General features: G+C 72.1%; 18 protein-coding genes. 7 read left to right on the top strand and 11 right to left on the bottom strand.

Annotation, left to right across the window (positions count from 1 at the left end; genetic code table 11):
- Positions 1–46: 46 nt before the first annotated feature.
- Complete coding sequence (locus ACFVFQ_RS06800; protein ID WP_383409827.1) at positions 47–223, bottom strand: hypothetical protein; 177 nt, start codon at positions 221–223, stop codon at positions 47–49.
- Between the two features lie 203 nt (positions 224–426).
- Between ACFVFQ_RS06800 and ACFVFQ_RS06795 the strand changes: the two genes are divergently transcribed.
- The 3 genes from ACFVFQ_RS06795 (at position 427) to ACFVFQ_RS06785 (ending at position 3465) form a co-directional block, all read left to right on the top strand.
- Positions 427–1284 (top strand): GNAT family N-acetyltransferase, encoded by an 858-nt coding sequence (locus ACFVFQ_RS06795; protein ID WP_383409824.1) that lies wholly within the window; start codon positions 427–429, stop codon positions 1282–1284.
- Positions 1285–1417: 133 nt separating this feature from the next.
- On the top strand, positions 1418–2104 hold the full coding sequence (locus tag ACFVFQ_RS06790; RefSeq protein ID WP_383409821.1) for a GntR family transcriptional regulator: 687 nt from the start codon (positions 1418–1420) through the stop codon (positions 2102–2104).
- Between the two features lie 107 nt (positions 2105–2211).
- Complete coding sequence (locus ACFVFQ_RS06785) at positions 2212–3465, top strand: nitrate/nitrite transporter (protein ID WP_383409905.1); 1254 nt, start codon at positions 2212–2214, stop codon at positions 3463–3465.
- 266 nt (positions 3466–3731) lie between these two features.
- On the opposite strand, the gene ACFVFQ_RS06780 is transcribed toward ACFVFQ_RS06785, so the two are convergent.
- The gene (locus tag ACFVFQ_RS06780; RefSeq protein WP_383409818.1) at positions 3732–4556 is read right to left on the bottom strand and encodes a maleylpyruvate isomerase family mycothiol-dependent enzyme; all 825 of its coding nucleotides are present in this window, start codon (positions 4554–4556) and stop codon (positions 3732–3734) included.
- A 236-nt stretch (positions 4557–4792) separates the two neighbouring features.
- Positions 4793–5323: an LURP-one-related/scramblase family protein gene (locus tag ACFVFQ_RS06775; RefSeq protein ID WP_383409815.1), complete on the bottom strand. Its 531-nt coding sequence runs from the start codon at positions 5321–5323 to the stop codon at positions 4793–4795.
- A gap of 65 nt (positions 5324–5388) precedes the next feature.
- Between ACFVFQ_RS06775 and ACFVFQ_RS06770 the strand changes: the two genes are divergently transcribed.
- Positions 5389–7203 carry an NHL domain-containing thioredoxin family protein gene (locus ACFVFQ_RS06770; RefSeq protein WP_383409812.1) on the top strand — a complete coding sequence of 605 codons (1815 nt, stop codon included), beginning with the start codon at positions 5389–5391 and terminating at the stop codon, positions 7201–7203.
- A 58-nt stretch (positions 7204–7261) separates the two neighbouring features.
- On the opposite strand, the gene ACFVFQ_RS06765 is transcribed toward ACFVFQ_RS06770, so the two are convergent.
- The 7 genes from ACFVFQ_RS06765 to ACFVFQ_RS06735 form a co-directional block, all read right to left on the bottom strand.
- Positions 7262–7903 (bottom strand): DUF4232 domain-containing protein, encoded by a 642-nt coding sequence (locus ACFVFQ_RS06765; protein WP_383409809.1) that lies wholly within the window; start codon positions 7901–7903, stop codon positions 7262–7264.
- A gap of 206 nt (positions 7904–8109) precedes the next feature.
- On the bottom strand, positions 8110–8982 hold the full coding sequence (locus tag ACFVFQ_RS06760; RefSeq protein ID WP_383409806.1) for a helix-turn-helix domain-containing protein: 873 nt from the start codon (positions 8980–8982) through the stop codon (positions 8110–8112).
- 182 nt (positions 8983–9164) lie between these two features.
- Positions 9165–10061 (bottom strand): hypothetical protein, encoded by an 897-nt coding sequence (locus tag ACFVFQ_RS06755; protein WP_383409800.1) that lies wholly within the window; start codon positions 10059–10061, stop codon positions 9165–9167.
- 346 nt (positions 10062–10407) lie between these two features.
- Positions 10408–11199, bottom strand: a complete 792-nt coding sequence (locus tag ACFVFQ_RS06750) for a DUF4232 domain-containing protein (RefSeq protein ID WP_383409796.1) — start codon at positions 11197–11199, stop codon at positions 10408–10410.
- A gap of 161 nt (positions 11200–11360) precedes the next feature.
- Entirely contained in the window at positions 11361–13337 is a 1977-nt protein-coding gene (locus ACFVFQ_RS06745) for a BTAD domain-containing putative transcriptional regulator (protein WP_383409793.1), read from the bottom strand.
- 1 nt (position 13338) lies between these two features.
- The gene (locus ACFVFQ_RS06740; protein WP_383409790.1) at positions 13339–14634 is read right to left on the bottom strand and encodes a M18 family aminopeptidase; all 1296 of its coding nucleotides are present in this window, start codon (positions 14632–14634) and stop codon (positions 13339–13341) included.
- 304 nt (positions 14635–14938) lie between these two features.
- Entirely contained in the window at positions 14939–16765 is a 1827-nt protein-coding gene (locus ACFVFQ_RS06735; RefSeq protein ID WP_383409787.1) for an acyl-CoA dehydrogenase, read from the bottom strand.
- Between the two features lie 191 nt (positions 16766–16956).
- On the opposite strand from ACFVFQ_RS06735, the gene ACFVFQ_RS06730 reads away from it, so the two are divergent.
- The 3 genes from ACFVFQ_RS06730 (at position 16957) to ACFVFQ_RS06720 (ending at position 19876) form a co-directional block, all read left to right on the top strand.
- The gene (locus ACFVFQ_RS06730) at positions 16957–17427 is read left to right on the top strand and encodes an SseB family protein (RefSeq protein WP_274914726.1); all 471 of its coding nucleotides are present in this window, start codon (positions 16957–16959) and stop codon (positions 17425–17427) included.
- Positions 17428–17603: 176 nt separating this feature from the next.
- Positions 17604–18557, top strand: coding sequence for a pirin family protein (locus ACFVFQ_RS06725; RefSeq protein ID WP_383409784.1), 954 nt, complete (start codon positions 17604–17606; stop codon positions 18555–18557).
- Positions 18558–18718: 161 nt separating this feature from the next.
- Positions 18719–19876 carry an AI-2E family transporter gene (locus ACFVFQ_RS06720; protein WP_383409781.1) on the top strand — a complete coding sequence of 386 codons (1158 nt, stop codon included), beginning with the start codon at positions 18719–18721 and terminating at the stop codon, positions 19874–19876.
- Here ACFVFQ_RS06720 and ACFVFQ_RS06715 read toward each other — a convergent pair.
- Entirely contained in the window at positions 19795–21978 is a 2184-nt protein-coding gene (locus ACFVFQ_RS06715) for a SpoIIE family protein phosphatase (protein WP_383409778.1), read from the bottom strand. The genes ACFVFQ_RS06720 and ACFVFQ_RS06715 overlap by 82 nt on opposite strands.
- Positions 21979–22027 lie beyond the last annotated feature (49 nt).

The following is a 22027-nucleotide window of genomic DNA, read 5'->3' as shown; positions in this document are numbered from 1 at the left end:
ACGGCGCCCCGTTCTTGGTCGTTGGCGGCCGCCTCCGATCGGTCGCTCAGCCCCGGATGAGCTCGACCGCGCGGCTGAGGTGCGCCAACGGTCCGGTCGGGGCGGACGGGTCGACCTGCGTGGCGCCACGGGTCAGCGCGGCGCCCGCCCACACGGCGGCGACGATCAGCGCCAGCACGGTGGCGTTGCGGGTGCGGCGGCCGGTGTGCGTCCTGGTCTGCATGTCAACTCCCCTTGTCCGACGGGCCCTCTCGGTTCCCTGTCTCCATTCACCCATGGAATCCGGGCCGTTCCCTACGCGTCAGGTACGGATCCGCGTACGCCTTGAGGCGGACCCGAGTCCCCCGGAGGTCCCTCTTTCGTTAGCGCCGCGCATCGGTCGGAAAGGGTTTGCCGCCGTCGGCCGGGCTGTTTACGGTCGGCGGAATGAGGAGTCACACGATCATCCGTCGCTACCGGGGCGAGGATCAGGACGCGGTGTGCGACCTGTGGTCCCGGGCGGTGCGGCAGGCGCATCCGTTCATCGAGGGGGAGGGCGAGGGAGAACGGGCCCGGCTCCTCCGCGAGGTGTACCTGGTCCGGGCCGAGAACTGGGTCGCCGAGCGCGACGGGGCGGTCGTCGGGCTGCTCGGGATCCTGGCCGGCGACGAAGGCCGGGACGGTGCCGAGATCGGCGGGCTGTTCGTGGCGCCGGAGGCGCAGGGGGCGGGCATCGGCCGGGATCTGGTGGAGCACGCGGCCGCCCGGTACGGGGCGCTGAGCCTGGAGGTCTTCGAGGAGAACGCCAGCGCCCGAAGGTTCTATGCGCACCTGGGCTTCACGGAGCGCGGGCGGCGGATCGACGAGCTGACCGGCCACCCGTTGATCGCCGCGGCCCGCGAGGCACCGCTGCGGTCGGTGTCCTGGCTGCATGTGCGCGACGGGCGGCTGCTGAGCGTACGGACGCGGGGGAACGACACCTTCTACCTCCCGGGCGGCAAGTACGAACCGGGGGAGACCGCACGCGAGGCGCTCTCGCGGGAGCTCTCCGAGGAGCTCGGCCTGCGCATCCCCGCCGGGGAGCTGTCGGAGGAGTTCGTCATCCACGACGTCGCGCACGGCAAGAACGGCCGCCGGCTGCACATGACCTGCTTCGTCGGTGGACCGCAGGACATCGAGCCCGCCCCGGGCCGGGAGATCGCCGAGTACGCGTGGTTCGACCGCGCGGAGTCCTTTGCGCGCTGCGCGCCGGCCCACCGGCAGGTGGTGAACCGGCTGATCGCGCAGGGGCGGATGCGGGGCTGAGCGACGGCCGGCCGCCCCTACGGTGGGTGGCGGCCGGCCCGCATAACGCCTCTACCAGGACAAACGCCCCGTTGATCGTCCGCATCGCGGAAGGGTTCAGCGTTCGCTTTTCTGTTGTATCTATCCTGTGTGCATGCCATCAGCGTCCATGCCCACCGCCCCCGTGAGGGAATCCGGTACCGCCAAACCGCCGCCCGCCGCCGAGCGGGTCTACACCCACATCAAGGACGCCGTACTGGACCGCCGCTACGAGGGCGGGATGCTGCTCACCGAGGGGGAGCTCGCGGACGCCGTCGGGGTCTCCCGGACCCCGGTGCGCGAGGCGCTGCTGCGCCTGGAGGTCGAGGGGCTGATCAAGCTCTACCCGAAGAAGGGCGCGCTGGTCCTGCCGGTCTCCGCGCAGGAGATCGCCGATGTCGTCGAGACTCGGCTGCTGGTGGAGAAGCACGCGGCGGCCAAGGCCGTACCCGCCGGCGGGGCGCTGATCGACGAGCTGAACGCGCTGGTGGAGACGATGCGGGAGCAGGCCGCCGCGGGCGACCTGGCCGCCCTGTCGGTCACCGACCGGGCGTTCCACGCGGCCATCGTGCGCAGCGCCGGCAACCAGATCCTGGACCGGCTCTACGAGCAACTGCGCGACCGGCAACTGCGGATGGGCGTCGCGGTGATGCACTCCCACCCCGACCGGATCGCCAAGAACATCACCGAGCACACCGAAATCCTCGATGCGCTGCGGGCCGGTGACGCCGAGGCGGCCACCGACGCCGTGCAGCGACACGTCAGTTGGGTCCGCAATCTCGCGCGAGGGGACGAGCGATGAGTGGCCGTACCGATGGCGCCGCCGGAGGCGACAGTTCCACCGGCGGCGGCATAGGGGGCGGCGGCGCCCGACTGCTGCCCTCGGACCCGCCCGGCGGCCGCAGGGCCATTGCCGTCTGGGGCATCGGCGTCGCCGTCTACTTCGTCGCGATCACCTACCGCACCAGCCTCGGCGTGGCCGGCCTGGACGCCGCGCACCGCTTCCACATCAACGCCTCGGCGCTGTCCACCTTCTCGATCCTGCAACTGCTGGTCTACGCGGGCATGCAGATACCCGTCGGCCTGCTGGTCGACCGGCTGGGCGCGAAGAAGGTCCTCGCCCTCGGCGCGATCCTCTACACCCTGGGCCAGTTCGGCTTCGCGTTCTCGGATTCGTACGGCATGGCGCTCGGTTCGCGGGCGCTGCTGGGCTGCGGTGACGCGATGACCTTCATCAGCGTGCTGCGGCTGGGCTCCCGGTGGTTCCCGGCCCGTCGCGGCCCGATGATCGCGCAGATCGCGGCCCTGGTCGGGATGGCCGGCAACCTGGTCTCCACGCTCGTCCTGGCGCGGCTGCTGCACACCTTCGGCTGGAGCACGACGTTCGCCAGCAGTGCGCTGGGCGGCGTCGCCGTGCTGGTCCTGCTGCTGCTCTTCCTCAAGGACCACCCCGAGGGCTTCGCCCCGCCGCCCGCGCCCCGCGAGCACAACGGTGCCGCATTCGTGCGCCGGCAGATCCTGGACGCCTGGCGCGAACCCGGCACCCGGCTGGGCATGTGGGTGCACTTCACCACCCAGTTCCCGGCGATGGTCTTCCTGTTGCTGTGGGGCCTGCCGTTCCTCGTGGAGGCCCAGGGGCTCTCCCGCGGCACCGCCGGTGAACTGCTCACCCTCGTCGTGCTCTCCAACATGGCCGTGGGCCTGGTCTACGGGCAGATCATCGCCCGCCACCACGCGGCCCGGCTGCCGCTGGCGCTGGGCACCGTCGCGGTCACCGCCCTGCTGTGGGCGCTCACCCTGTGCTGGCCCACCACCCATGCGCCCATGGCGCTGCTGGTCGTGCTCTGCCTGGTGCTGGGCGCCTGCGGCCCCGCCTCGATGATCGGCTTCGACTTCGCCCGGCCGGCCAACCCGGCGGAGCGCCAGGGCACCGCGTCCGGCATCGTCAACATGGGCGGCTTCACCGCCTCGATGACCACGCTGCTCGCCATCGGCGTCCTGCTCGACGCCACCGGCGACAACTACCGGATCGCCTTCGCCTCGGTCTTCGTGCTGGAGGCGCTCGGGGTCTCGCAGATCCTCCGGCTGCATCGACGGGCGGTGCAGCGCGAGCAGGAACGGCTGGTCGTCAGCCGGGTCGAGGCCGTTCACGTTCCGGCCTGAGGCGGCCGCCACCGGTGTCGTTCGCGGCCTCCCCGCCACCGCATCCGAGGGCGGGGAGGTCATCTCCCCGCATTCACCGGCCAGTTGGCGGGGGAGGCCGGGGTGCGCGGTTTCACGTGAAACAACGGGGTGTTTCACGTGAAACCAAGGACCGTTTCACGTGAAACGGCTAACTTCTGTTCGGCGCCGGAGAGTTGAGCGGCGGGAGTCTGCGCTCCGTGCTCCGTGCTCCGCGCTCCGTGCGCCTTGCGCCGCCGTGCGGTCCGTTACGGCGTCACCGCGAAGTTGTCGAGGATGGCCTGGGCCAGCTCATGGTCGCCGTCGATCTTGATCTGGTCGCCGAGGGCGGACGGCCGGATCCGACCGCAGGCCAGCCGGTGGAAGGCGTCCCAGTCCATCGTCAGCGTCACCGTCGGGCCCAGCGAGACGCTGCCGTCGACGGTGGCCTTCCCCTCGGCGTCCACCCGGACCGTGCGCATGAACTCCACCAGGCCGCTGACGTCGAAGACCACCGTCGAACGGGCCGGCGCCTGGGCGCGGTTGGTGACGATGCCGGGCAGCACCCGCACCAGCAGATCGCGCGTCACCAGCGCACCGGGCGAGTCGAGGTTGCCCGGCTTGCCGAGCGCCCGGCGCAGGTCCTGTTCGTGCGCCCAGACGTCGAACGCCCGCTGCTCCAGGACGAATTCCAGGGTGCGTTCCTCGCCGAGCGCGCTGCGCACCACGGTGTCCGGCTGACGGGTCTCGTTCCGCAGCTGTCGGGAGCGGCGAATGACGGTGTACTCCAGCTCGCTGAGCATCTCCGGCGCGGTGTGGTGCCGGCGGACGTCGACCTGGACCTCCATCCGACGGGCCGACTCGCTGCGCACGTGGTACAGGTCGCGGGGCAGCGTATGGATCGGCCGGGGGTCGCCCAGCATCTCGCATTCCAGGCCGATGACGTGGGAGACGATGTCGCGCACGGACCACCCTGGCAGGTCCGTCGCCCGGCTCCACTCACCCTCGACGAGCGGCGTCACCAACTCGGTTATCGCTTCTATGGAATGCGTCCAGGCGTCGATGGAGGACTGAAGGCTGGGATGGACGGTCACGGGACCCCTCGAACGGTTCGTACGCGGGCTGCTGTCTGGCAGTTAAGTTACGCTGCGCACGCGCACCCCTGCAGTGCTTTCGGGTGACCATCGTAGGCCGATGTTTGACGACGGGGCCGTTCGAAAGTGCTGCCGCTGGTACTGTGCGCGATTCGCTGATCCTGATGGGTGCGGAGCCGGCGAAAACGGTCAATTCGCTCTCGGCGCAAGGGGCTTGGCCGGCCGTGGACGCGCCCTCAATCGCCCTCGCGCTCCCGCTCCGCCATCCTGATCACGGACACCGCCACCGCGATCAACAGTGCCGGGTCCGCGTCCTCCCGAACGACGTTGACCGCGTAGGTGTGGCGGACGGTCAGCCAGCGGCGGGAGATCTCGGCGAGGAGTTCGCCGTCGTACTCGACCGCGAACTCCCGGTCCAGGATCTTGCCGCTGACGTCCAGCTCGGTGCCGTCGACCAGTTCGACGCGGTAGTGGTGGCGCAGCAGCGACAGTCGCTTGCGCTTGATCGTGGCCAGCGGCTGGTCCTCGCGCTCGATGGTCATCGCATCGCGCAGGCTGAACATCTTCTTGCGGATGGTGATCAACACCCGCCGCTCGGTGTCCTTGAGCTCGAAGGTCTCCCGCAGTCGCATCGCCTTCCCGTCCACGAGGAAGGCGTGCCGGCCGTGATCGTCGTCGACCCAGTAGTCGTCGCCGATGCCGAAGATCCGGTCGTGCACGAAGTACTTGCGGGAGCGCGGGGAGTGGTCCCCGTGGGAGTGCGACATGGGGTGACGCATTCCCCACGGCCCCTGCGGAATGCGGGTGCGGCGGAGTGACGTTGAATGTCCACATGGCTTCACGTGCGCGCGTCCGGGCCCCCGAGCTGATCGGCAAGGGCGGCTGGCTCAACACCGGCGGAAACGATCTCACCCTCTCTGACCTGCGAGGACGCATTGTCATCCTCGATTTCTGGACGTTCTGCTGTGTGAACTGTCTGCACGTGCTGGACGAGCTGCGCGAGCTGGAGGAACGCCATCGCGACGCGGTCGTGATCATCGGCGTGCACTCCCCGAAGTTCGTGCACGAGGCCGAGCACCAGGCGGTGGTGGACGCCGTCGAGCGGTACGGCGTGGAGCACCCCGTGCTCGACGACCCCGACCTCGCGACTTGGAAGCAGTACGCGGTGCGAGCGTGGCCGACGCTGGTGGTGATCGACCCCGAGGGCTATGTCGTGGCCCAGCACGCGGGCGAGGGCCATGCGCACGCCATCGAGCGGCTGGTCGAGGAGCTGATCGCCGAGCACTCCGAGAAGGGCACGCTGCGCCGCGGCGACGGCCCCTACGTCCCCCCGGAGCCGGTCGCCACCGACCTCCGCTTCCCCGGCAAGGCCGTGCGGCTGCCCGGCGGCACCTTCCTGGTGTCCGACACCACCCGGCACCAACTGGTGGAACTGGCGGCCGACGGCGAGCAGGTGGTGCGGCGGATCGGGTCCGGTGAGCGCGGGCTGGGCCCGGACTCCTTCAACGAGCCGCAGGGGCTGGCGCTGCTGCCCGACGGCCGGGTCGCCGTCGCGGACACCGTCAACCACGCCATCCGGGTCCTCGACCCCGCGACCGGCGCCCTGGAGACCGTGGCCGGTACGGGCAAGCAGTGGTGGCAGGGCTCGCCGACCTCCGGCCCGGCCCGCGAGGTGGACCTCTCCTCGCCGTGGGACCTCGCCTGGTGGCAGGACCGGCTGTGGATCGCGATGGCCGGGGTCCACCAGATCTGGACCTACGACCCGGCCGACGGAACGGTCGCGGTGGCGGCCGGCACCACCAACGAGGGGCTGGTCGACGGCCCGGCGGCGGACGCGTGGTTCGCCCAGCCCTCCGGGCTCGCGGCGGCCGGCGGGAGGCTGTGGATCGCCGACTCGGAGACCAGCGCGGTGCGTTGGATCGAGCGGGACGCCGACGCCCCGGGCGACGGCTATGTGGTCCGAACCGCCGTCGGCACCGGGCTCTTCGACTTCGGGCACCGGGACGGCGCCGCCGAACAGGCGCTGCTCCAGCACCCGTTGGGCGTGACCGCGCTGCCCGACGGCTCGGTCGCCGTCGCCGACACCTACAACCACGCGCTGCGCCGCGTCGACCCGGCCAGCGGCGAGGTGACCACGCTCGCGACCGATCTGCGGGAACCCTCCGCGGCGGTCCTCGTCGACGACGACATCGTGGTGGTGGAGTCCGCGCGGCACCGGCTGACCCGGTTGCGGCTCCCCGAGGAGGCGGTGCGGGTCGCCTCGGTGGCCCACCGCACCCAGCGCGCCGCCACCGACATCGCCCCCGGCACGCTCCGGCTGGACGTGGTCTTCCAGGCCCCGGCCGGCCAGAAGCTGGACACCCGCTACGGCCCCTCGACGCGGCTGCTGGTCAGTGCCACCCCGCCGGAGCTGCTCGCCGACGGCGCCGGCGCGGGCACCGACCTCGCGCGGGACCTGGTTCTCGCGGACGGCGTGACCGAGGGCGTGCTGCACGTCTCGGCGATGGCCGCGTCCTGCGACGACGCCCCGGACGTCGAGTACCCGGCCTGCCATGTGCACCAGCAGGACTGGGGCGTTCCGGTCAGGGTCACCGAGGACGGCGCGGCCCGGCTGGGGCTCGTCCTGGCGGGGCTCGACGCGCAGTAGCCCCGACCGGAGCGGCCGGAGCCACTGCGGAGCGACGCCCCGAGGCCGGCGCGCGGCATCAACTGCCGACGCCGGCCTCGGTCCTGGCCGAGGAGAGGGTGGGGTTCCAGAAGCTGACCTTGCCCTGGCCTACGGAGAGCGTGGTGTGCTTCGCCACCAGGTCGTATGTCACCGGCGAGCCGGTGGTGGAGCCCTGGGAGGAGCCGGCGAACTGGACGTTCACGGTCTTCTGCGGGGTGCCCAGGGCGGCCGGCGTGTTGGTGGGGATGACCGCATAGGCGGTGGCGCCGGGGCGGAGCCGGACGCCGTTGCCCTGGCCGGCCCGGAGCATCGGCAGCGGGGTCTTCGCGCCGTCGAAGGACAGCAACGGGCCGCCGTAGAGCCGGCAGTTGAGGGTGCTGGAGCGGTTGGTGTACCGCACCGTCACATACCCCTTCGGCCCCGCCTGCTGGGAGAAGCCGAGCCGGGAGGTGTCAGGGGAGCAGGTGATCGTGGAGCGCCGGCGCGCGGCCCCCGCGCCCACTCCGGCGGCGGCCGCACCGCCGATGATCTTGCGCTTCTTGCTCCGGGAGTTGCTGGAGGACGAGCTCTTCCGCGACTTCGCGGAGCCGCTGTGGCAGCCGGTCAGGGCCAGCGAGCCGGCCAGTCCGAGGGCCAGCGCGGCGTACGCGGAGCGGCGGCGGGCGGGGCGTGCGGTCATGGAGTTCCCCCAGTGAGTTCCTGCGGCTGGGGCCTGTCCGAGGGTCTTTCCGACCCTGTCCCGTTGGACGGGCCCCAGCGAGGCGGAGATGTCATGGCACGGACACGATAGCGACCATCGCTCCCCGGGCCGGGGATGCGGTCCGCGCGGCTCGGGTCCGCCTTTCCCTGGCGCCCGCGGCCGGGGGCCGACCCATCGGACAGGCCCTAGTTCCGGCACCGCGGCAGCCCGTTGTCCAGTTGTTCCGGCCGGACGCGGATGCCCGGCATCCAGGCCGGGCCGCCGTCGTGGTCGACCCGGAACCAGATGCTGCTGTGCCCGCCCGCCTCGTCGGTGACGGTGAGCCCGTCGGCGATCTTGCAGACCGCGTGCAGCGCATCGCCGTGCCACACATGGCCCACGATGTTGGGCCGCAGATACGGCGCATAGGGATCGCGGGCCAGCCCGAGCGCGCAGTAGTCGGTACGGCTGTGCTGGCAGGCCCGCTCGACGTTGTTGACGGTGATCCGGGCGGAGCCGGTGGCCGGGCCCCCGGCGGCGTCCACCTGTCCGCCGGTGTCCGGGCCGGTCAGCGCCAGCACGGCGAACGCGGCCCCGGCCAGCACGGCGGCGGTGCCGAGCCCGGCGAGCACCAGCCGCAGCCGACGCCGCCCGGGCGCCGCCTCCGCCGGATCCGCCCGCTCCGGCTCCGCAACGCCCCGGGCGTCGTCGGCGCTCGGGGCGTCCTCGGCGCCGGACACCGAGGCGGGCTCCGGCGCCTCGTCCGCCGCCTCCTGGGCGCGGTGCAGCAGCTCCACCAGCCCGGGCAGCCGGTCCTCGCCCGTGAACGAGAGCTTGCACCACTGCACCAGCAGCCGCTCGTCGGGCAGGCTCTGGCCGCGGAGGTAGCGCGAGAGGGACGATCTGCTGGCCGGCAGGCGGCTCGCCAACTCCTGGAGGCTGTAGCCGAGTTCCCCGTGCATGCGGCGGAGAGCGGCGACGAAGTCCCGTATGGGACCGGCGAGTTCTGCGGGGAGCGGGGCCAGGGGCTTGCGGCGGATGTTCGTGACGCGTTTTTCGTGGCCAGGCACGTCTGGCATTCCAGCACAGCGGACATGCGCGCGCGAGGGGCACTTCCGCTCCCCTGTGACGGAAGTGCCCCTCGTTACGCGATCCGGAACGAACGCGGACCGTTCAGTGACGTTTCACGTGAAACAGCGCGCCGTTGACCGCGGTTGCCGCGGCCCGGATGCGAGGGATGGGCCGGTGGTCTTCGACGCCTTCAGTCGCCGAAGACCACCGGCCGGTAGGGCTTGAACTCGGTGTCACCACCCGGCAGTCCGTAGGTCAGGCTCCGGTGGTCGGTGCCCCGGCCGCCGCGTTGCTCGAAGGCCGTGTACGAGGTGTGCGCGGCGTCGTTCCACTTCTCGAAGATGACGACGTGCCGGTGGTCGCTGTCGCCGGTCGCGTCGATGAGGAGGTCGCCGCCCTGCAACGCGCCCAGCGCAATGGGTCGGGTGAGGCCGCGGTCGGTGGCCAGCCCCACGGTGTTGGTGCCCGGCGTCGGCAGCCCGAGGGCCATCGACACATAGCCGGAGCAGTCCTGTCGGTAGCCGTCCTGCCAGACCTCGGACTGGCTGTACGGGACCTGTGCGCCGTGGGCGGCGGTCAGCCAGGTCGCGGCGCGCGCCAGCATCTCCTGACGGGAGCGGCCGGGCTGTGGCGGCGGGCCCCCTTGGACCGGTATGCCGGGCAGCCGGTCCTGGGGTATGGCCACCGCGACCACGGTGACGAAGCCGTTCACCGGCCCGGTGAGGTGCGCCATGTACGTCGAGCAGGCGTCGCCCTCGCAGACCCGGTGGCCGGTGTCGACCTGGTAGTCGACGGTGATCCGGTCCCGGCCCGGCCCCGAGGTGTTGAGCATCCCGACGGCGGGGGACCCGGTGTCGGCGGCGGTGTGCACCACCCAACGCGTGCCCCAGGTCGGGAAGGTGTCCGCCGCGGCCCGCGGTGTCCCCTCCTCGGTGCCGTGCGCGACCCCGGCGATCCCGGTGACCGTCAGACCGGCCGCGACGACCGTGGGAACCACCCGGCACAGCAGCGGCCGACGCGGCGCACCGGCCGCGCCCGCCGCGGGGGTTGTGCCGTTCCCCGGTTGCGTGGTGCCGTGTCCGTCCATGCCGGTGTCCCTTCGAAACGTCGGTCGCCGTGCGGCCCGGGTGTTCCGTTCGCCGCGACGGAGACCATGGTGGGGCGGGGATGCCGGCCGTCGGCCGCCAACCACCCGACCGTGGGACGCACTTCGCCTCCCACAAGGCCCTGACCTGCCAAGACATGGCGCGGGACAAGCGACTTCGGGACACCGCGCGGGGTCGGATGGGACATGACGGGACACCTGAAGGGACGGCCGCGGGCGGACGAGGAGGCCGCCCGGGGAGCGAGGAGAAGGAAAAGGGCGCCCGCTGGGGGAGTCGCGGGCGCCCTGCTTCAGGGGCGGCGGATGGTCTGCCGGCCGGCGGCCGGGATCACCAGGAGGCCGCCGTGTTCGGGTCCGCCTGCCAGTACGTCACCCGCGCACCGTCGTCGAGGTACGACGAGCCGCCCGGCAGCGCCACCTTCGCGGCACCACCGAAGCTCCCCTGGCCGTCGCGGCGGGCGAGGCTGACGGAGAGCGAGGTCGCCTTGCGGCCGTGCCCGGCACCGTCGGCACCCGACAGCAGCACGGCGGCGTAGCCGGACTCGCCCGGCGCCAGCGTGACCACCGACTGCGGCTTGCTGTCCGGCAGTTCGGCCACCGCCGCCTGGTCCGCGTCGAACTGCAGGACGGGCGCGGAGTAGAGGTCGCAGGCGGCGTTGGAGGTGTTGGTGGCCTGGAGCATCAGGTGGTTGATCGGGCGGGTCAGCGGCCTCGCGACGATGCGGATCTTCGTGGCGTCGCAGCTGGTCCGCCGGCCGCCGGGGCCCCTGCCCGGCTCGGCGGCGGACGGCGCGGCACCGCCCGACGCCTTCTGCTTCCCGGCGCCCGCCGCACCGTCCCCGCCGTGGTCGCCGCCCTTGCCCGTCGTGCCGCCGTTGGCGCTCTCCACCGAGGCGTTGGCGTCCTGCCCACCCCGCGTGCCGTTGGCCGCCGGGTCCTTGGAGTCCTGCGGAGCCGGGTCGAACGGCTTGGCGTCGCTGGTCTTCAGCGGGTTGTCCTGGCCACAGGCCGTGAGGGTGAGCGCGGCGACCGCGGTCAGCCCGGCCGCGGCGATCCGCAGCGTACGGCGGCGGGCGGCACGGGGCGCGCGGGCGGCGGTGGTGGCGTCGGTGCGAGGCATGTCCGGTCTCCCCCGGTCGGCGGGGCGGTGGCGCGCCCCGCGGTGTGGCCCTGCCGGTGCGGCCCGGCCTGGTCGGTCCTGTGGTCTGTCCACAAGACTGCCCAGCGCCGCTGCCGTGCGGCTAACGCCTGCCTAACGCCCGTCCCCCGTGGCGGCCGGGGTCAGCCGACCCCGCCGCCCGGACGGCCACCCGGCCCGCCGGGCTCCGGCCCGTCGTCCCTCTCCCGCCGCCGTCCGCCCTCCCCGTTCGCCTCCCGGGCGAAGAGCTGGGTCAGGGTACTGATCGTGTAGACGTCGGTGGCCTCCTCGTCCACCAGGTGCATCTCCGCGAGCCGTTCGAGCCCGTCCTGGGTCCGCTCCTGGTCGTACCCGGCGAGCGCCGCGGCCGCCGACGCGTTGAGGTGGCCGTCGGGGCTGTTCGCCAGCGCCCGCAGCAGCCGGGCGTCGTCCGCGGACAGCCGGGCGACGGACATCCGCAGCGCCGCCGCGATGCCGGTGTCCTCCGCCGACAGCAGCGCCAGCCGCCGCCGTTCGTCGCGCAGCGCCGAGGCCAGCCGGGCCAGCCGCCAGCGCGGCCGGGCGGTCAACTGGGCGGCCGCGGCCCGCAGCGCCAGCGGCAACCCGTCGCACAGATCCACCAGTTCGCGGGCCGCGGCCGGATCCTCCGCGACCCGATCCGGCCCGAGCATGGCGCCGAGCAGCGCCGCGCCCTCCTCGTGCCCCATGGCCTGGAGGCCCACCGGTCGGGCGCAGTCGGTGGCGACCAGCCCGTCGAGCCGGCTGCGGCTGGTGACGACCGTGGCGCAGTGCGGGCCGCCGGGCAGCAGCGTGCGCACCTGCGCCGAGCTCCGCGCGTTGTCCAGGACGACCAGCAGCCGGCGCTCGGCGACCAGCGAGCGGAACAGCGCCGAGGCGGCCTGCGCGGAGCCGGGAACCCGCTCCGGCGGAGTGCCGAGCGCCAGCAGGAAGTCGCGCAGGACCTCGGCCGGCGCGGCCTCGTCGCCCTCCCCGAACCCGCGGAGATCGGCGAAGAGTTGGCCGTCGGGGAAGGCGCCGGCATGCAGATGCGCCCACTGCACCGCGCAGGCGGTCTTGCCGACCCCGGCCGGGCCCACGACCACCGCCAGCGGGCTCTCCCCGGTCGTGCGGTCCGCCAATGCCTCGGACAGCGCGCCCAGTTGGCCCTCGCGTCCCAGGAAGCGGGCGGGCGGCCTGGGCAGCAGCCGCGGGGCGGCACCGGCCCGCCGGCCGGCCTCCGCACCCGCTGTCGGACCGGCGCCGCCGGCCCCAGTCGCGTTCCCCCTGGCGGGAGTTGGCGCGTCGCCGTCGTGTTTCACGTGAAACGTGCGCGGGTCGACCGGGGTGGCCGTCGGTGCGCTGGCCTTCCGGCCCCCGTCCGCCTCGGCCCGGAGGATCTCCTCGTACGCCGTGCGCAACCGCTCCCCCGGATCGACCCCCAACTCCTCGCTGAGCAACCGCCGGGTGCGGTGGTACCACTCCAGCGCATCGGACTGCCGTCCCGTCCGGAACAACGCCCGCATCAGCGCGGCGATCAGCCCCTCCCGCAGGGGGTGGTTGACGGCCGCCGAGTACAGGACGGCCGCGGCCTGTTCGTGGTCGCCGAGCGCCCCGTGCGCCCGGGCCAGCGCCTCCACGGCGGAGAGCCTGCGCTCCTCCAGGGCGTGCGCGGCGGCCGCGAAGGGCGGGCTGGTGACCGTGCCGGTCAGCGCGGGCCCGCGCCACAGCCCCAGCGCCTCTCGCAGCAGCGGCACCGCGTCGGACGGCGCGGCCTCCGGGCGGGCCAGCGCGACCAGTTCACCGAACCGATGGGCGTCGATCAACTCCTCCGGCAGCCGCAGCAGATAGGCCGAGCCGTGGGTGGCCAACTCGATGCCGTACGCCTCGGCGCCACCCGCGGCGAGCGTGGCGCGCAGCCGCGAGACGTGCCCCTGCACGACGGTGCGGGCGTGTTCGGGCGGCTCGTCCTCCCATAGAGAGTCGATCAACTGCTCAAGCGGGACGGTGGTGTTGGGCTGGAGAAGCAGCAGCGCCAGCACACTGCGCCGTTTGGCGGGCCCGAGCGGCAGCTCCTCGGAGCCGCTCAGCACGGAGATCGGGCCGAGCAGTGAGAATTCCAACTCAGCTCTCCAGGAAGGCCGTGAGGGCGTTCGCGAGCAGATACGGGTCCTGGGCACCGCACAGTTCGCGGGCCGAGTGCATGGACAGGATCGCGACGCCGATGTCGACGGTGTGGATGCCGTGCCGGGCCGCGGTGATCGGGCCGATCGTGGTGCCGCACGGCATCGCGTTGTGCGAGACGAAGGTCTGCCAGGGCACCCCGGCCCGTTCGCAGGCCGCGGCGAACACCGCCCGCCCGCTGCCGTCGGTGGCGTACCGCTGGTTGACGTTGACCTTCAGGATCGGCCCGCCGTTGGGCAGCGGGTGGTGCCCCGGCTCGTGCCGGTCACCGTAGTTGGGGTGGACCGCGTGCCCGGTGTCCGACGACAGGCAGATGGTGCCGGCGAAGGCCCGCGCGCGGTCCTCGTAGGTGCCGCCGCGGGCGAAGACCGAACGCTCCAGCACCGTGCCGAGCAGCGGGCCGTCCGCGCCGGTGTCCGACTGGCTGCCGTTCTCCTCGTGGTCGAAGGCGGCCAGCACCGGGATGGCGGTCAGCTCGTCGCCGGCGGTGGCCGCGGCGATCAGCGCGGCCGTACCGGCGTGCACGGACAGCAGGTTGTCCATCCGCGGCCCGGCGACCAGTTCACGGTCGCGGCCGAGGTAGGCGGGCGCCTCCACGCTGTGCACCATCAGGTCCCAGCCCTTGATGTCCCCGGCCGGAACCCCGAGTTCATCGGCGACGAACGCGATCAGATCGCCCTCCGCGACCTCGCCCAGCCCCCAAATCGGCGTCATATGGCGCTGCTTGTCCAGCTTGAGGCCCTCGACGTTCACCGACCGGTCCAGATGCACGGCCAGTTGCGGCACGCGCAGCAGCGGGCGGTCCACGTGGACGAGCCGGTGGCTGCCGTCGCTCAACGTCACCCGGCCGCTGAGCCCCAGGTCGCGGTCGAGCCAGGTGTTGAGCAGCGTCCCGCCGTAGATCTCGACGGCGATCTGCCGCCAGCCGTGGGCACCGGTGTCCGGGATCGGCTTGACGCGGAGGTTGGGGGAGTCGGTGTGCGCCCCGACGATGCGGTACGGCGTCGCGGCGGTCGCGCCCTCGGGGACGTACCAGGCGATGATCGCGCCGCCCCGCAGGACGTAGGCGCCGCCGCTCCGGCCGTCCCACGCGTCGGTCTCCGCCACCTGACGGAAGCCGGCCTTCTCCAGCCGCTCCGCCGCGTTCGCCACCGCGTGGTACGGCGAGGGGCTGGCGGCGAGGAAGGACATCAGGTCGTCGGTGTGGCCGCGGTCGAAGCGGGCGGAGTTGGTCATGGATTCAGCATAAGGAGCCAACTCCGCACTTCCGTGTGGTCCTAGGGCGCGACTCCATTGCCTTCCGGCCACGATTTTCGCATTCCGGAGCGGAACCGCCGTCGGCGCCGGCCGGATCCCGACCCGACCGGTCACAGGTGCACCGGTGGGCTCGTCCGCACCGGCCGTCCCGACACAGCGATGCCCGCCTCCCCGGGGGAGGAGGAGGCGGGCAGTTGTCAGTGTGTGCGCTGATTCTGAGAGGTTTGTGAGAACCGGAGGACGGTCCGGGAACGGGCCCGGACCGTCACGCCCCGACGCACCCTCAGAACGCGGCCTCGTCGAGCTCCATCAGGGACTGGTCGACGGACTCGGCCAGCGCGCGCTGGACCGCGACGCCCGGCAGGACGTCGTGCGCGAAGAACTTCGCGGCGGCGATCTTGCCCGCGTAAAACGCCTTGTCCTTGGACGAGGCGCCGGCCAGCTTCTCGGTGGCCACCGCGGCGCCCTTGAGGAGGAGGTAGCCGACGACGACGTCACCGGAGGCCATCAGGAGGCGGGTGGTGTTCAGCCCGACCTTGTAGATGGACTTGACGTCCTTCTCGGTGGCGGCGAGGTCGGTCAGCATGGTGCCGACGATCGCCTCCAGGGCCTCGGCGGCCTTCGCCAGTTCGCCGCGCGCGCCCTCCAGTTCGGCGCCGCCCTCGGCGTCGGCCAGGAACTTCTTGATGGTCTCCGCGAGACCGGTCAGCGCCGCGCCCTGGTTGCGGACGATCTTCCGGAAGAAGAAGTCCTGGCCCTGGATGGCGGTGGTGCCCTCGTAGAGGGTGTCGATCTTGGAGTCCCGGATGTACTGCTCGATCGGGTACTCCTGGAGGTAGCCGGAGCCACCGAAGGTCTGCAGCGACTGCGTCAGCTGCTCGTAGGACTTCTCCGAGCCGTAGCCCTTGACGATCGGCAGCAGCAGGTCGTTCAGCGCGTGCTCGGCGGAGGCGTCCTCGCCGGCGGCCTCCTTGATGAGGATCTCGTCCTGGACGGTCGCGGTGTAGAGCACCAGGGCGCGCATGCCCTCGGCGTACGCCTTCTGCGTCATCAGCGAGCGGCGCACGTCGGGGTGGTGGGTGATCGTCACGCGCGGGGCGGACTTGTCGGTGAACGCCGCCAGGTCCGCGCCCTGCACGCGCTCCTTGGCGTACTCCAGGGCGTTGAGGTAGCCGGTGGAGAGGGTGGCTATCGCCTTGGTGCCGACCATCATCCGCGCGAACTCGATGATCCGGAACATCTGGCGGATGCCGTCGTGCTTCTCGCCGATGAGCCAGCCCTTGGCCGGGTGGCGGTCGCCGAAGGTCATCTCGCAGGTGTTGGACGCCTTCAGGCCCATCTTGTGCTCGACGTTGGTGGCGTAGACGCCGTTGCGCTCGCCCAACTCGCCGGTCTCGAAGTCGAACTCGTACTTCGGCACGAGGAAGAGCGACAGGCCCTTGGTGCCCGGGCCGTGGCCCTCGGGGCGGGCGAGGACGTAGTGGAGGATGTTGTCCGCCATGTCGTGCTCGCCGGACGTGATGAAGCGCTTGACGCCCTCGATATGCCAGGAGCCGTCCTCCTGCTGGACCGCCTTGGTGCGGCCGGCGCCGACGTCCGAGCCGGCGTCGGGCTCGGTCAGCACCATGGTGGAGCCCCAGCCCTTGTCCACCGCGATCTTGGCGATGTGCTTCTGCTGCTCGGTGCCCTCCTCGAAGAGCACGCCGGCGAAGGCCGGGCCGGAGGCGTACATCCACACGGCCGGGTTCGACCCCAGGATGGTCTCGGCGAAGGCCCACAGGAGCGAGCGCGGCGAGGTGGTGCCGCCGATCTCCTCCGGGATGCCCAGGCGCCACCACTCGGCGTCCATGTACGCCTGGTAGCTCTTCTTGAAGGTGTCCGGCACCGGTGCGGTGTTGGTGTCCGGGTCGAAGACCGGGGGGTTCCGGTCGGCGTCGGCGTAGGAATCGGCCAGCTCGTTCTCCGACAGCCGGGCGATCTCGGACAGCACGCTCTTGGCGGTGTCGACGTCCATCTCCGCGAACGGTCCGGTGCCGTACACGCTGTCACGGCCGAACACCTCGAAGAGGTTGAACTCGATGTCGCGGAGATTCGACTTGTAGTGCCCCATGGGTACGGCTCCGTTAAGGGTTCGGGAGGACCTCTGTCCGAGGAAGACCTGGACGCGAAGAAGGGACCTCGATACGCAATACCAGCAAGTAGCTACGATGATGCTACCCATCGGTAATAAAGGGCAACCCCCTACGGCCGATCTGTGACGAGCGTCCCCCGCGCCCTGCTCGACTCAGTACGCTGTGCCGCATGTACGGCTACGACCAGAACGCGGGTGCCGGGCAGCAGTACGGAGCGCCGCCCCCGCCGCAGCAACCGGCCCCCGGGGGCTATGGCGAGCAGCCGCTGTATCCCGAGCCGTCGCCGCCCTCCCTCGCCGACGCGGTGCGCGCCTTCACCACCGGCTCGATGTCGGCCGAGGACTTCCAGGGCATCTTCTCGACATCCAAGATCTACTGCCCGCGCGGCGACAACCCCGGTTTCCTGGCGCTGCACAACACCCAGCAGCCGGTCATCCCGATGTTCACCTCGCTCAAGGAACTGCGCCGGTACGCCGGCAAGGAGTCCAAGTACTTCGTGATCACCGGCGCCGAGGTGCTCGACCTGCTGCCCACCGGCTACGGATTCGTCCTCGACATGGAGGGCGACCACCGGATGGTCTTCGACGCCAAGGCCGTGGAGCAGATGGTCGACTTCGCGATGCGCCGGATGTACGGCTGACGCCTCCCCCGGGGCGGTCCGCGACCGCCCCTTCTTTCTTTCCTCTCCCTCAAGAACTAAGAATCCTGCGCTGACCTGCGCTGATGCGGGTGGGGCGCGGTAGGGAATGCCGCACACCTTGTCAGTTGTTCAGCTTTCAACTAACTTATTGAAACGCGAACGACCGAGGAGGCGTCATGCCCGCTGTGACCGTTGAGAACCCGCTGGCCCTGCCGAAGGTGGCCGCGTCCGCCGGGGCGCGCAGCCGTCCGGTGCTGGCCGTCACCACCGCCCCCAGCGGTTTCGAGGGCGAGGGCTTCCCGGTGCGCCGCGCCTTCGCCGGCATCGACTACAAGCACCTCGACCCGTTCATCATGATGGATCAGATGGGCGAGGTGGAGTACGCGCCGGGAGAGCCCAAGGGCACCCCGTGGCACCCGCACCGCGGCTTCGAGACCGTGACGTACCTGCTCGACGGGACCTTCGTGCACCGCGACTCGCACGGGGGCGGCGGGGTCATCCACGACGGCGACACCCAGTGGATGACGGCGGGTTCCGGGCTGCTGCACATCGAGGCGCCGCCGGAGTCGCTGGTCATGTCCGGCGGCCTCTTCCACGGCCTTCAGCTCTGGGTGAACCTCCCCAAGAGCGACAAGATGATGGCGCCGCGCTACCAGGACATCGGCGGCGGCCAGGTCAAGCTGCTCACCTCGGCGGACGGCGGTGCGCTGCTGCGGCTGATCGCCGGTGACCTCGACGGCCACGAGGGGCCCGGCATCACCCACACCCCGATCACGATGATGCACCTGACCGTGAACCCGGGCGCCCAGGTCACGCTGCCCTGGCGCGCGGACTTCAACGGCCTCGCCTACGCCCTGGCCGGGAGCGGCACGGCGGGCGACGAGGGCCGCCCGTTCCACATGGGCCAGACCGTCGTCTTCGGAGCGGGGGACGCGCTGACGATCCGGGCCGACGAGAGCCAGGAGTCGCGCAGCCCCAACTTCGAGGTGGTGCTGCTGGGTGGGCTGCCGATCCGCGAGCCGATGAGGCATTACGGCCCGTTCGTGATGAACACCCACGCCGAACTGGCCCAGGCCTTCGACGACTTCCAGGCCGGCCGCCTGGGCACGATTCCCGCCGACGCGCTCTGAGCGGCCGCCGATGGCGGGACCGCGGGGGCGGCGGTTGTGGTGAAACGCCGCCCCCGCACACGTGTTTCACGTGAAACACGGGGTCGGCGGGCGGGTCGCGTGCGGCGGCCGCGCCCGTCCAATACCCCTCAACTGCCGCTCTGCCGTGGTGGACTGTGCCGGTGCGAAACGACTCGGATCACGACCCAAGCGGTGCCGAGCCCGGCCGGCCGCCGCATACCGCGCCGCTGCTGCCGATCGAGGCGCGCCGTGCCGCGGCCTGGTGCGCGGTCGGGCTGCTGGTCGCCACGGTGGTGGCCCTTGGCATCTGGCTCTGCGTCGAGTTGAGCGCCGCGGTCACGCCCGTCCTGCTGGCCCTGCTCGGTAGCGCGCTGCTCGGGCCGATGTACCGGCGGCTGGTGGCGATGCGGTTCAACCGCTCACTGGCGGCCGGACTGACCTGCGCCGTCTTGGTGGTCGTGGTCGGCGGGGCCGGGTACGTCGTGGTCAGCGCGCTGGTCGACACCGGCGACCAGATCATCGCCTCCCTCAAGGACGCGGCCACGGACCTCTCCCGGCGCTTCGGGGTGGCCGGCAACTCGCTCACCGATCTGGCCAGCCACGCCAAGACGTTGGTCACCAAGTTCGGCAGCACCGCGGCCTCCGGGGTCCTCGCCGGGGTGAGCATCGTGGGGCAGTTCATCGCCGCCGCGGTGCTGGCCCTGCTGCTGACGTTCTTCTTCCTGCGCGACGCGGACAAGGCGGTCCGCGCCCTGCACGACTGGGCCCCCGGTGACTCGGCGCCGCGCCTGGAACGGATGGCCCGCCGCGGCTTCCAGTCCATCGAGGGCTTTATGCGCGGCACCACCTTCATCGCGCTGATCGACGCCCTCTGCATCACCGTCGGCCTGGTGATCCTGGACGTCCCGGGGGCCTTCGGACTGGGCGCCCTGGTCTTCGTCGGGGCCTACATCCCCTACCTGGGCGCGTTCATCTCCGGTGCGGTGGCGATCCTGGTGGCCTTCGCGGACCGCGGCGTGGTGATCGCGCTCTGGGCGCTCGCGGTGGTCGTCGCCGTCCAGGTGCTGGAGGGTCATGTGCTCCAGCCGATGATCCAGAGCCGCACCGTGCAGATGCACCCGGCCGTCGTGATGCTGGCGATCACGGCGGGCGCGAGCGTCGCCGGGATCCTCGGCATGCTGCTCTCCGTCCCGCTGACCGCGGCCGCCTCCGGCGTCCTCCACGAACTGCGCAGGCATTACGCGGCGGGCTCGGACAGGGACTCCTCCGGCCCCGAGGACACCGGGGGCGACTCCCCCGCCGCCCCGGCGTCCTCGTAGAGCTCGAACCACGTCGACTTGCCGTCGCCGCGCGGGTCCACGCCCCACGCCCCGGCCAGCAGCTCCATCAGCACCAGGCCGCGCCCCGAGGACGCCAGCTCGCCGGGTCTGCGGCGGTGCGGCAACTCGTCGCTGGCGTCGGCCACTTCGACCCGCAGCTGCCGGGAGCCGCGCTCGCCGGAGACCTCCGCCACCAGCAGCGCGTCCCCGTCGGTGTGCATCAGCACATTGGTGACGATCTCGGAGACCAACAGGACGGCGGAGTCCACCTGGTCCGGGTCGGTCCAGTCGTGCAGCACATCGCGTATCTGGCGGCGCGCCGCGGCGATCCGCTCCGGCTCGGCCTGCGCGACGGAGAACACCGTGCGCCGCCCGGGCCGTCGGGCGAGCCGGTCGCCGGCGCCCAGCCCGCAACTGGCGGCCTCGCGGGAGAGCAGCAGCAGGGCGATGTCGTCCTCGCGGCGGTCCACCAGCGGACCGGTGGTGTGGTGCGACGAGGGCCCGTGCACGGCCTGGACCAGGGCGTCGGCCAGCAACTCCAGGTTCTCCGCGCTGCCCCCGTCCACCGCGGCGCCGTGCGCCTCGAAGACCCCGCGCAGCCGCCCCCAGCCGGTCTCCAGGTCGTGCCCGCCGGTCTCGATCAGCCCGTCGGTGCACACCAGCATGGTCTCGCCGGGCTCCAACACGATCCGGGTGGTGGGGTAGTCGGTGTCCGGGTCGATGCCCAACGGCAGCCCGCCGGCGGTGGGTCGGACCATCACCGCGCCGTCGGCCATCCGGATCGCCGGGTCGGGGTGGCCGGCCCGCGCCACGTCCAGCAGGCCGGTCGCCGGGTCCACCTCGACGTACAGACAGGTCGCGAAGCGCTGGTCCTCGCCGTGCCCGCGGGACTCGGTCTCGTTGATCCCGGCCAGGAAACGGGAGGCGCGGGAGAGCACCGCATCGGGGTGGTGACCCTCGGAGGCGTAGGCGCGCAGCGCGATCCGCAGCTGCCCCATCAGGCCCGCGGCCCGCACGTCATGGCCCTGGACGTCGCCGATGACCAGCGCGATCCGCCCGGACGGCAGCGGGATCATGTCGTACCAGTCGCCGCCGACCTCCAGCCCGCCGCCGGTCGGCACATAACGGGCGGCGACCGCCATCCCCGGGATGTCCGGCTGCACCGTCGGCATCATGCTCCGCTGCAGCCCCACCGCCAGCTCCTGCTGGGACTCCTGCATCCCGGCCCTGGCCAGCGCCTGGGCCAGCATCCGCGCGACCGTGGTCAGCACCGAGCGCTCGTCCGGGGTGAAGGCCACCGGCTGTGCGAAGCCCGCCATCCAGGCGCCGATCGTCCGGCCGGCGTTGACCAGCGGCAGAAACGCCCAGGACGCGCGCGCGAAGGGGGCGGCCAGCGGCCAGGTGGCGGGGTAGCGGCGCTGGTACTCCTCCGGCGTGGGGAGGTAGATGGCCCGGCCGGTCCGCACCACCTCGGCGGCCGGGTAGTCGGTGTCCAGCGTCATCTCGGAGAACGGCAGTTCGTCGCCGGGGCGGTGGCCGTGGTGGCCGATCACCGAGAGCCGGTCGCCCTGGATGTCGAAGACCGCCAGACCGTCCGGCATGAAGCCCGGCATGGACAGCCCGGCCGCGACCCGCAGCACCTCGGCCGTGGAGCGCGCCTCGGCCAACGCCCGGCCCGCGTCCAGCAGGAACGCCTCGCGCGAGCGGCGCCAGTCGCCGGTGACCGGGGTCACGGCCGCCGCCGTGCCGGGCTGCGGCTCGGGCACCTCCTGAAGGGTGCCGACCAGCTCGAAGTCGCCGTCCACGACCCGCGGCCGGGTGCGGGAGCGGACGATGCGCTGCACCCGCCCGCGCTCGTCGACGATGCGCAGCCGGGCCTCGGCGACCGTCCCCTCGGAGACCGCGAGCTGGACCACGCCGTTGATCTCGGCGAAGTCGACGGGGTGGAAACGGGAGCGCACGGCGGCCTCGGTCAGTTCGACCGGTTCGGCGGGAAGTCCCAGCAGCCGGGCCGCCTCGGCGTCGAGGGTCACCCGGCCCGATGCGTTGTCCCAGCGCCACAGGCCGGTCGCGAGGGCGGCCAGGAGGTCCTTGGTGCGCATTGCATCACTTTAGGTGGATTTGAAGTGGCTCGACCAGCGAGCCGGACGT

The sequence above is a fragment of the Streptomyces sp. NPDC057743 genome, from assembly GCF_042798755.1.
Lineage (GTDB): Bacteria > Actinomycetota > Actinomycetes > Streptomycetales > Streptomycetaceae > Streptomyces.
This window is presented reverse-complemented; position numbering and strand designations above follow the sequence as displayed.

Excerpts from the sequence above, each read along its gene's own strand:
- ACFVFQ_RS06765 (WP_383409809.1), bottom strand. The coding sequence starts at position 7,903 with ATGACCGCACGCCCCGCCCGCCGCCGCTCCGCGTACGCCGCGCTGGCC.
- ACFVFQ_RS06730 (WP_274914726.1), top strand. The coding sequence starts at position 16,957 with ATGTACGGCTACGACCAGAACGCGGGTGCCGGGCAGCAGTACGGAGCG.
- ACFVFQ_RS06795 (WP_383409824.1), top strand. The coding sequence starts at position 427 with ATGAGGAGTCACACGATCATCCGTCGCTACCGGGGCGAGGATCAGGAC.
- ACFVFQ_RS06735 (WP_383409787.1), bottom strand. The coding sequence starts at position 16,765 with ATGGGGCACTACAAGTCGAATCTCCGCGACATCGAGTTCAACCTCTTC.
- ACFVFQ_RS06790 (WP_383409821.1), top strand. The coding sequence starts at position 1,418 with ATGCCATCAGCGTCCATGCCCACCGCCCCCGTGAGGGAATCCGGTACC.
- ACFVFQ_RS06725 (WP_383409784.1), top strand. The coding sequence starts at position 17,604 with ATGCCCGCTGTGACCGTTGAGAACCCGCTGGCCCTGCCGAAGGTGGCC.
- ACFVFQ_RS06770 (WP_383409812.1), top strand. The coding sequence starts at position 5,389 with ATGGCTTCACGTGCGCGCGTCCGGGCCCCCGAGCTGATCGGCAAGGGC.
- ACFVFQ_RS06715 (WP_383409778.1), bottom strand. The coding sequence starts at position 21,978 with ATGCGCACCAAGGACCTCCTGGCCGCCCTCGCGACCGGCCTGTGGCGC.
- ACFVFQ_RS06750 (WP_383409796.1), bottom strand. The coding sequence starts at position 11,199 with ATGCCTCGCACCGACGCCACCACCGCCGCCCGCGCGCCCCGTGCCGCC.
- ACFVFQ_RS06755 (WP_383409800.1), bottom strand. The coding sequence starts at position 10,061 with ATGGACGGACACGGCACCACGCAACCGGGGAACGGCACAACCCCCGCG.
- ACFVFQ_RS06775 (WP_383409815.1), bottom strand. The coding sequence starts at position 5,323 with ATGTCGCACTCCCACGGGGACCACTCCCCGCGCTCCCGCAAGTACTTC.
- ACFVFQ_RS06760 (WP_383409806.1), bottom strand. The coding sequence starts at position 8,982 with ATGCCAGACGTGCCTGGCCACGAAAAACGCGTCACGAACATCCGCCGC.
- ACFVFQ_RS06740 (WP_383409790.1), bottom strand. The coding sequence starts at position 14,634 with ATGACCAACTCCGCCCGCTTCGACCGCGGCCACACCGACGACCTGATG.
- ACFVFQ_RS06800 (WP_383409827.1), bottom strand. The coding sequence starts at position 223 with ATGCAGACCAGGACGCACACCGGCCGCCGCACCCGCAACGCCACCGTG.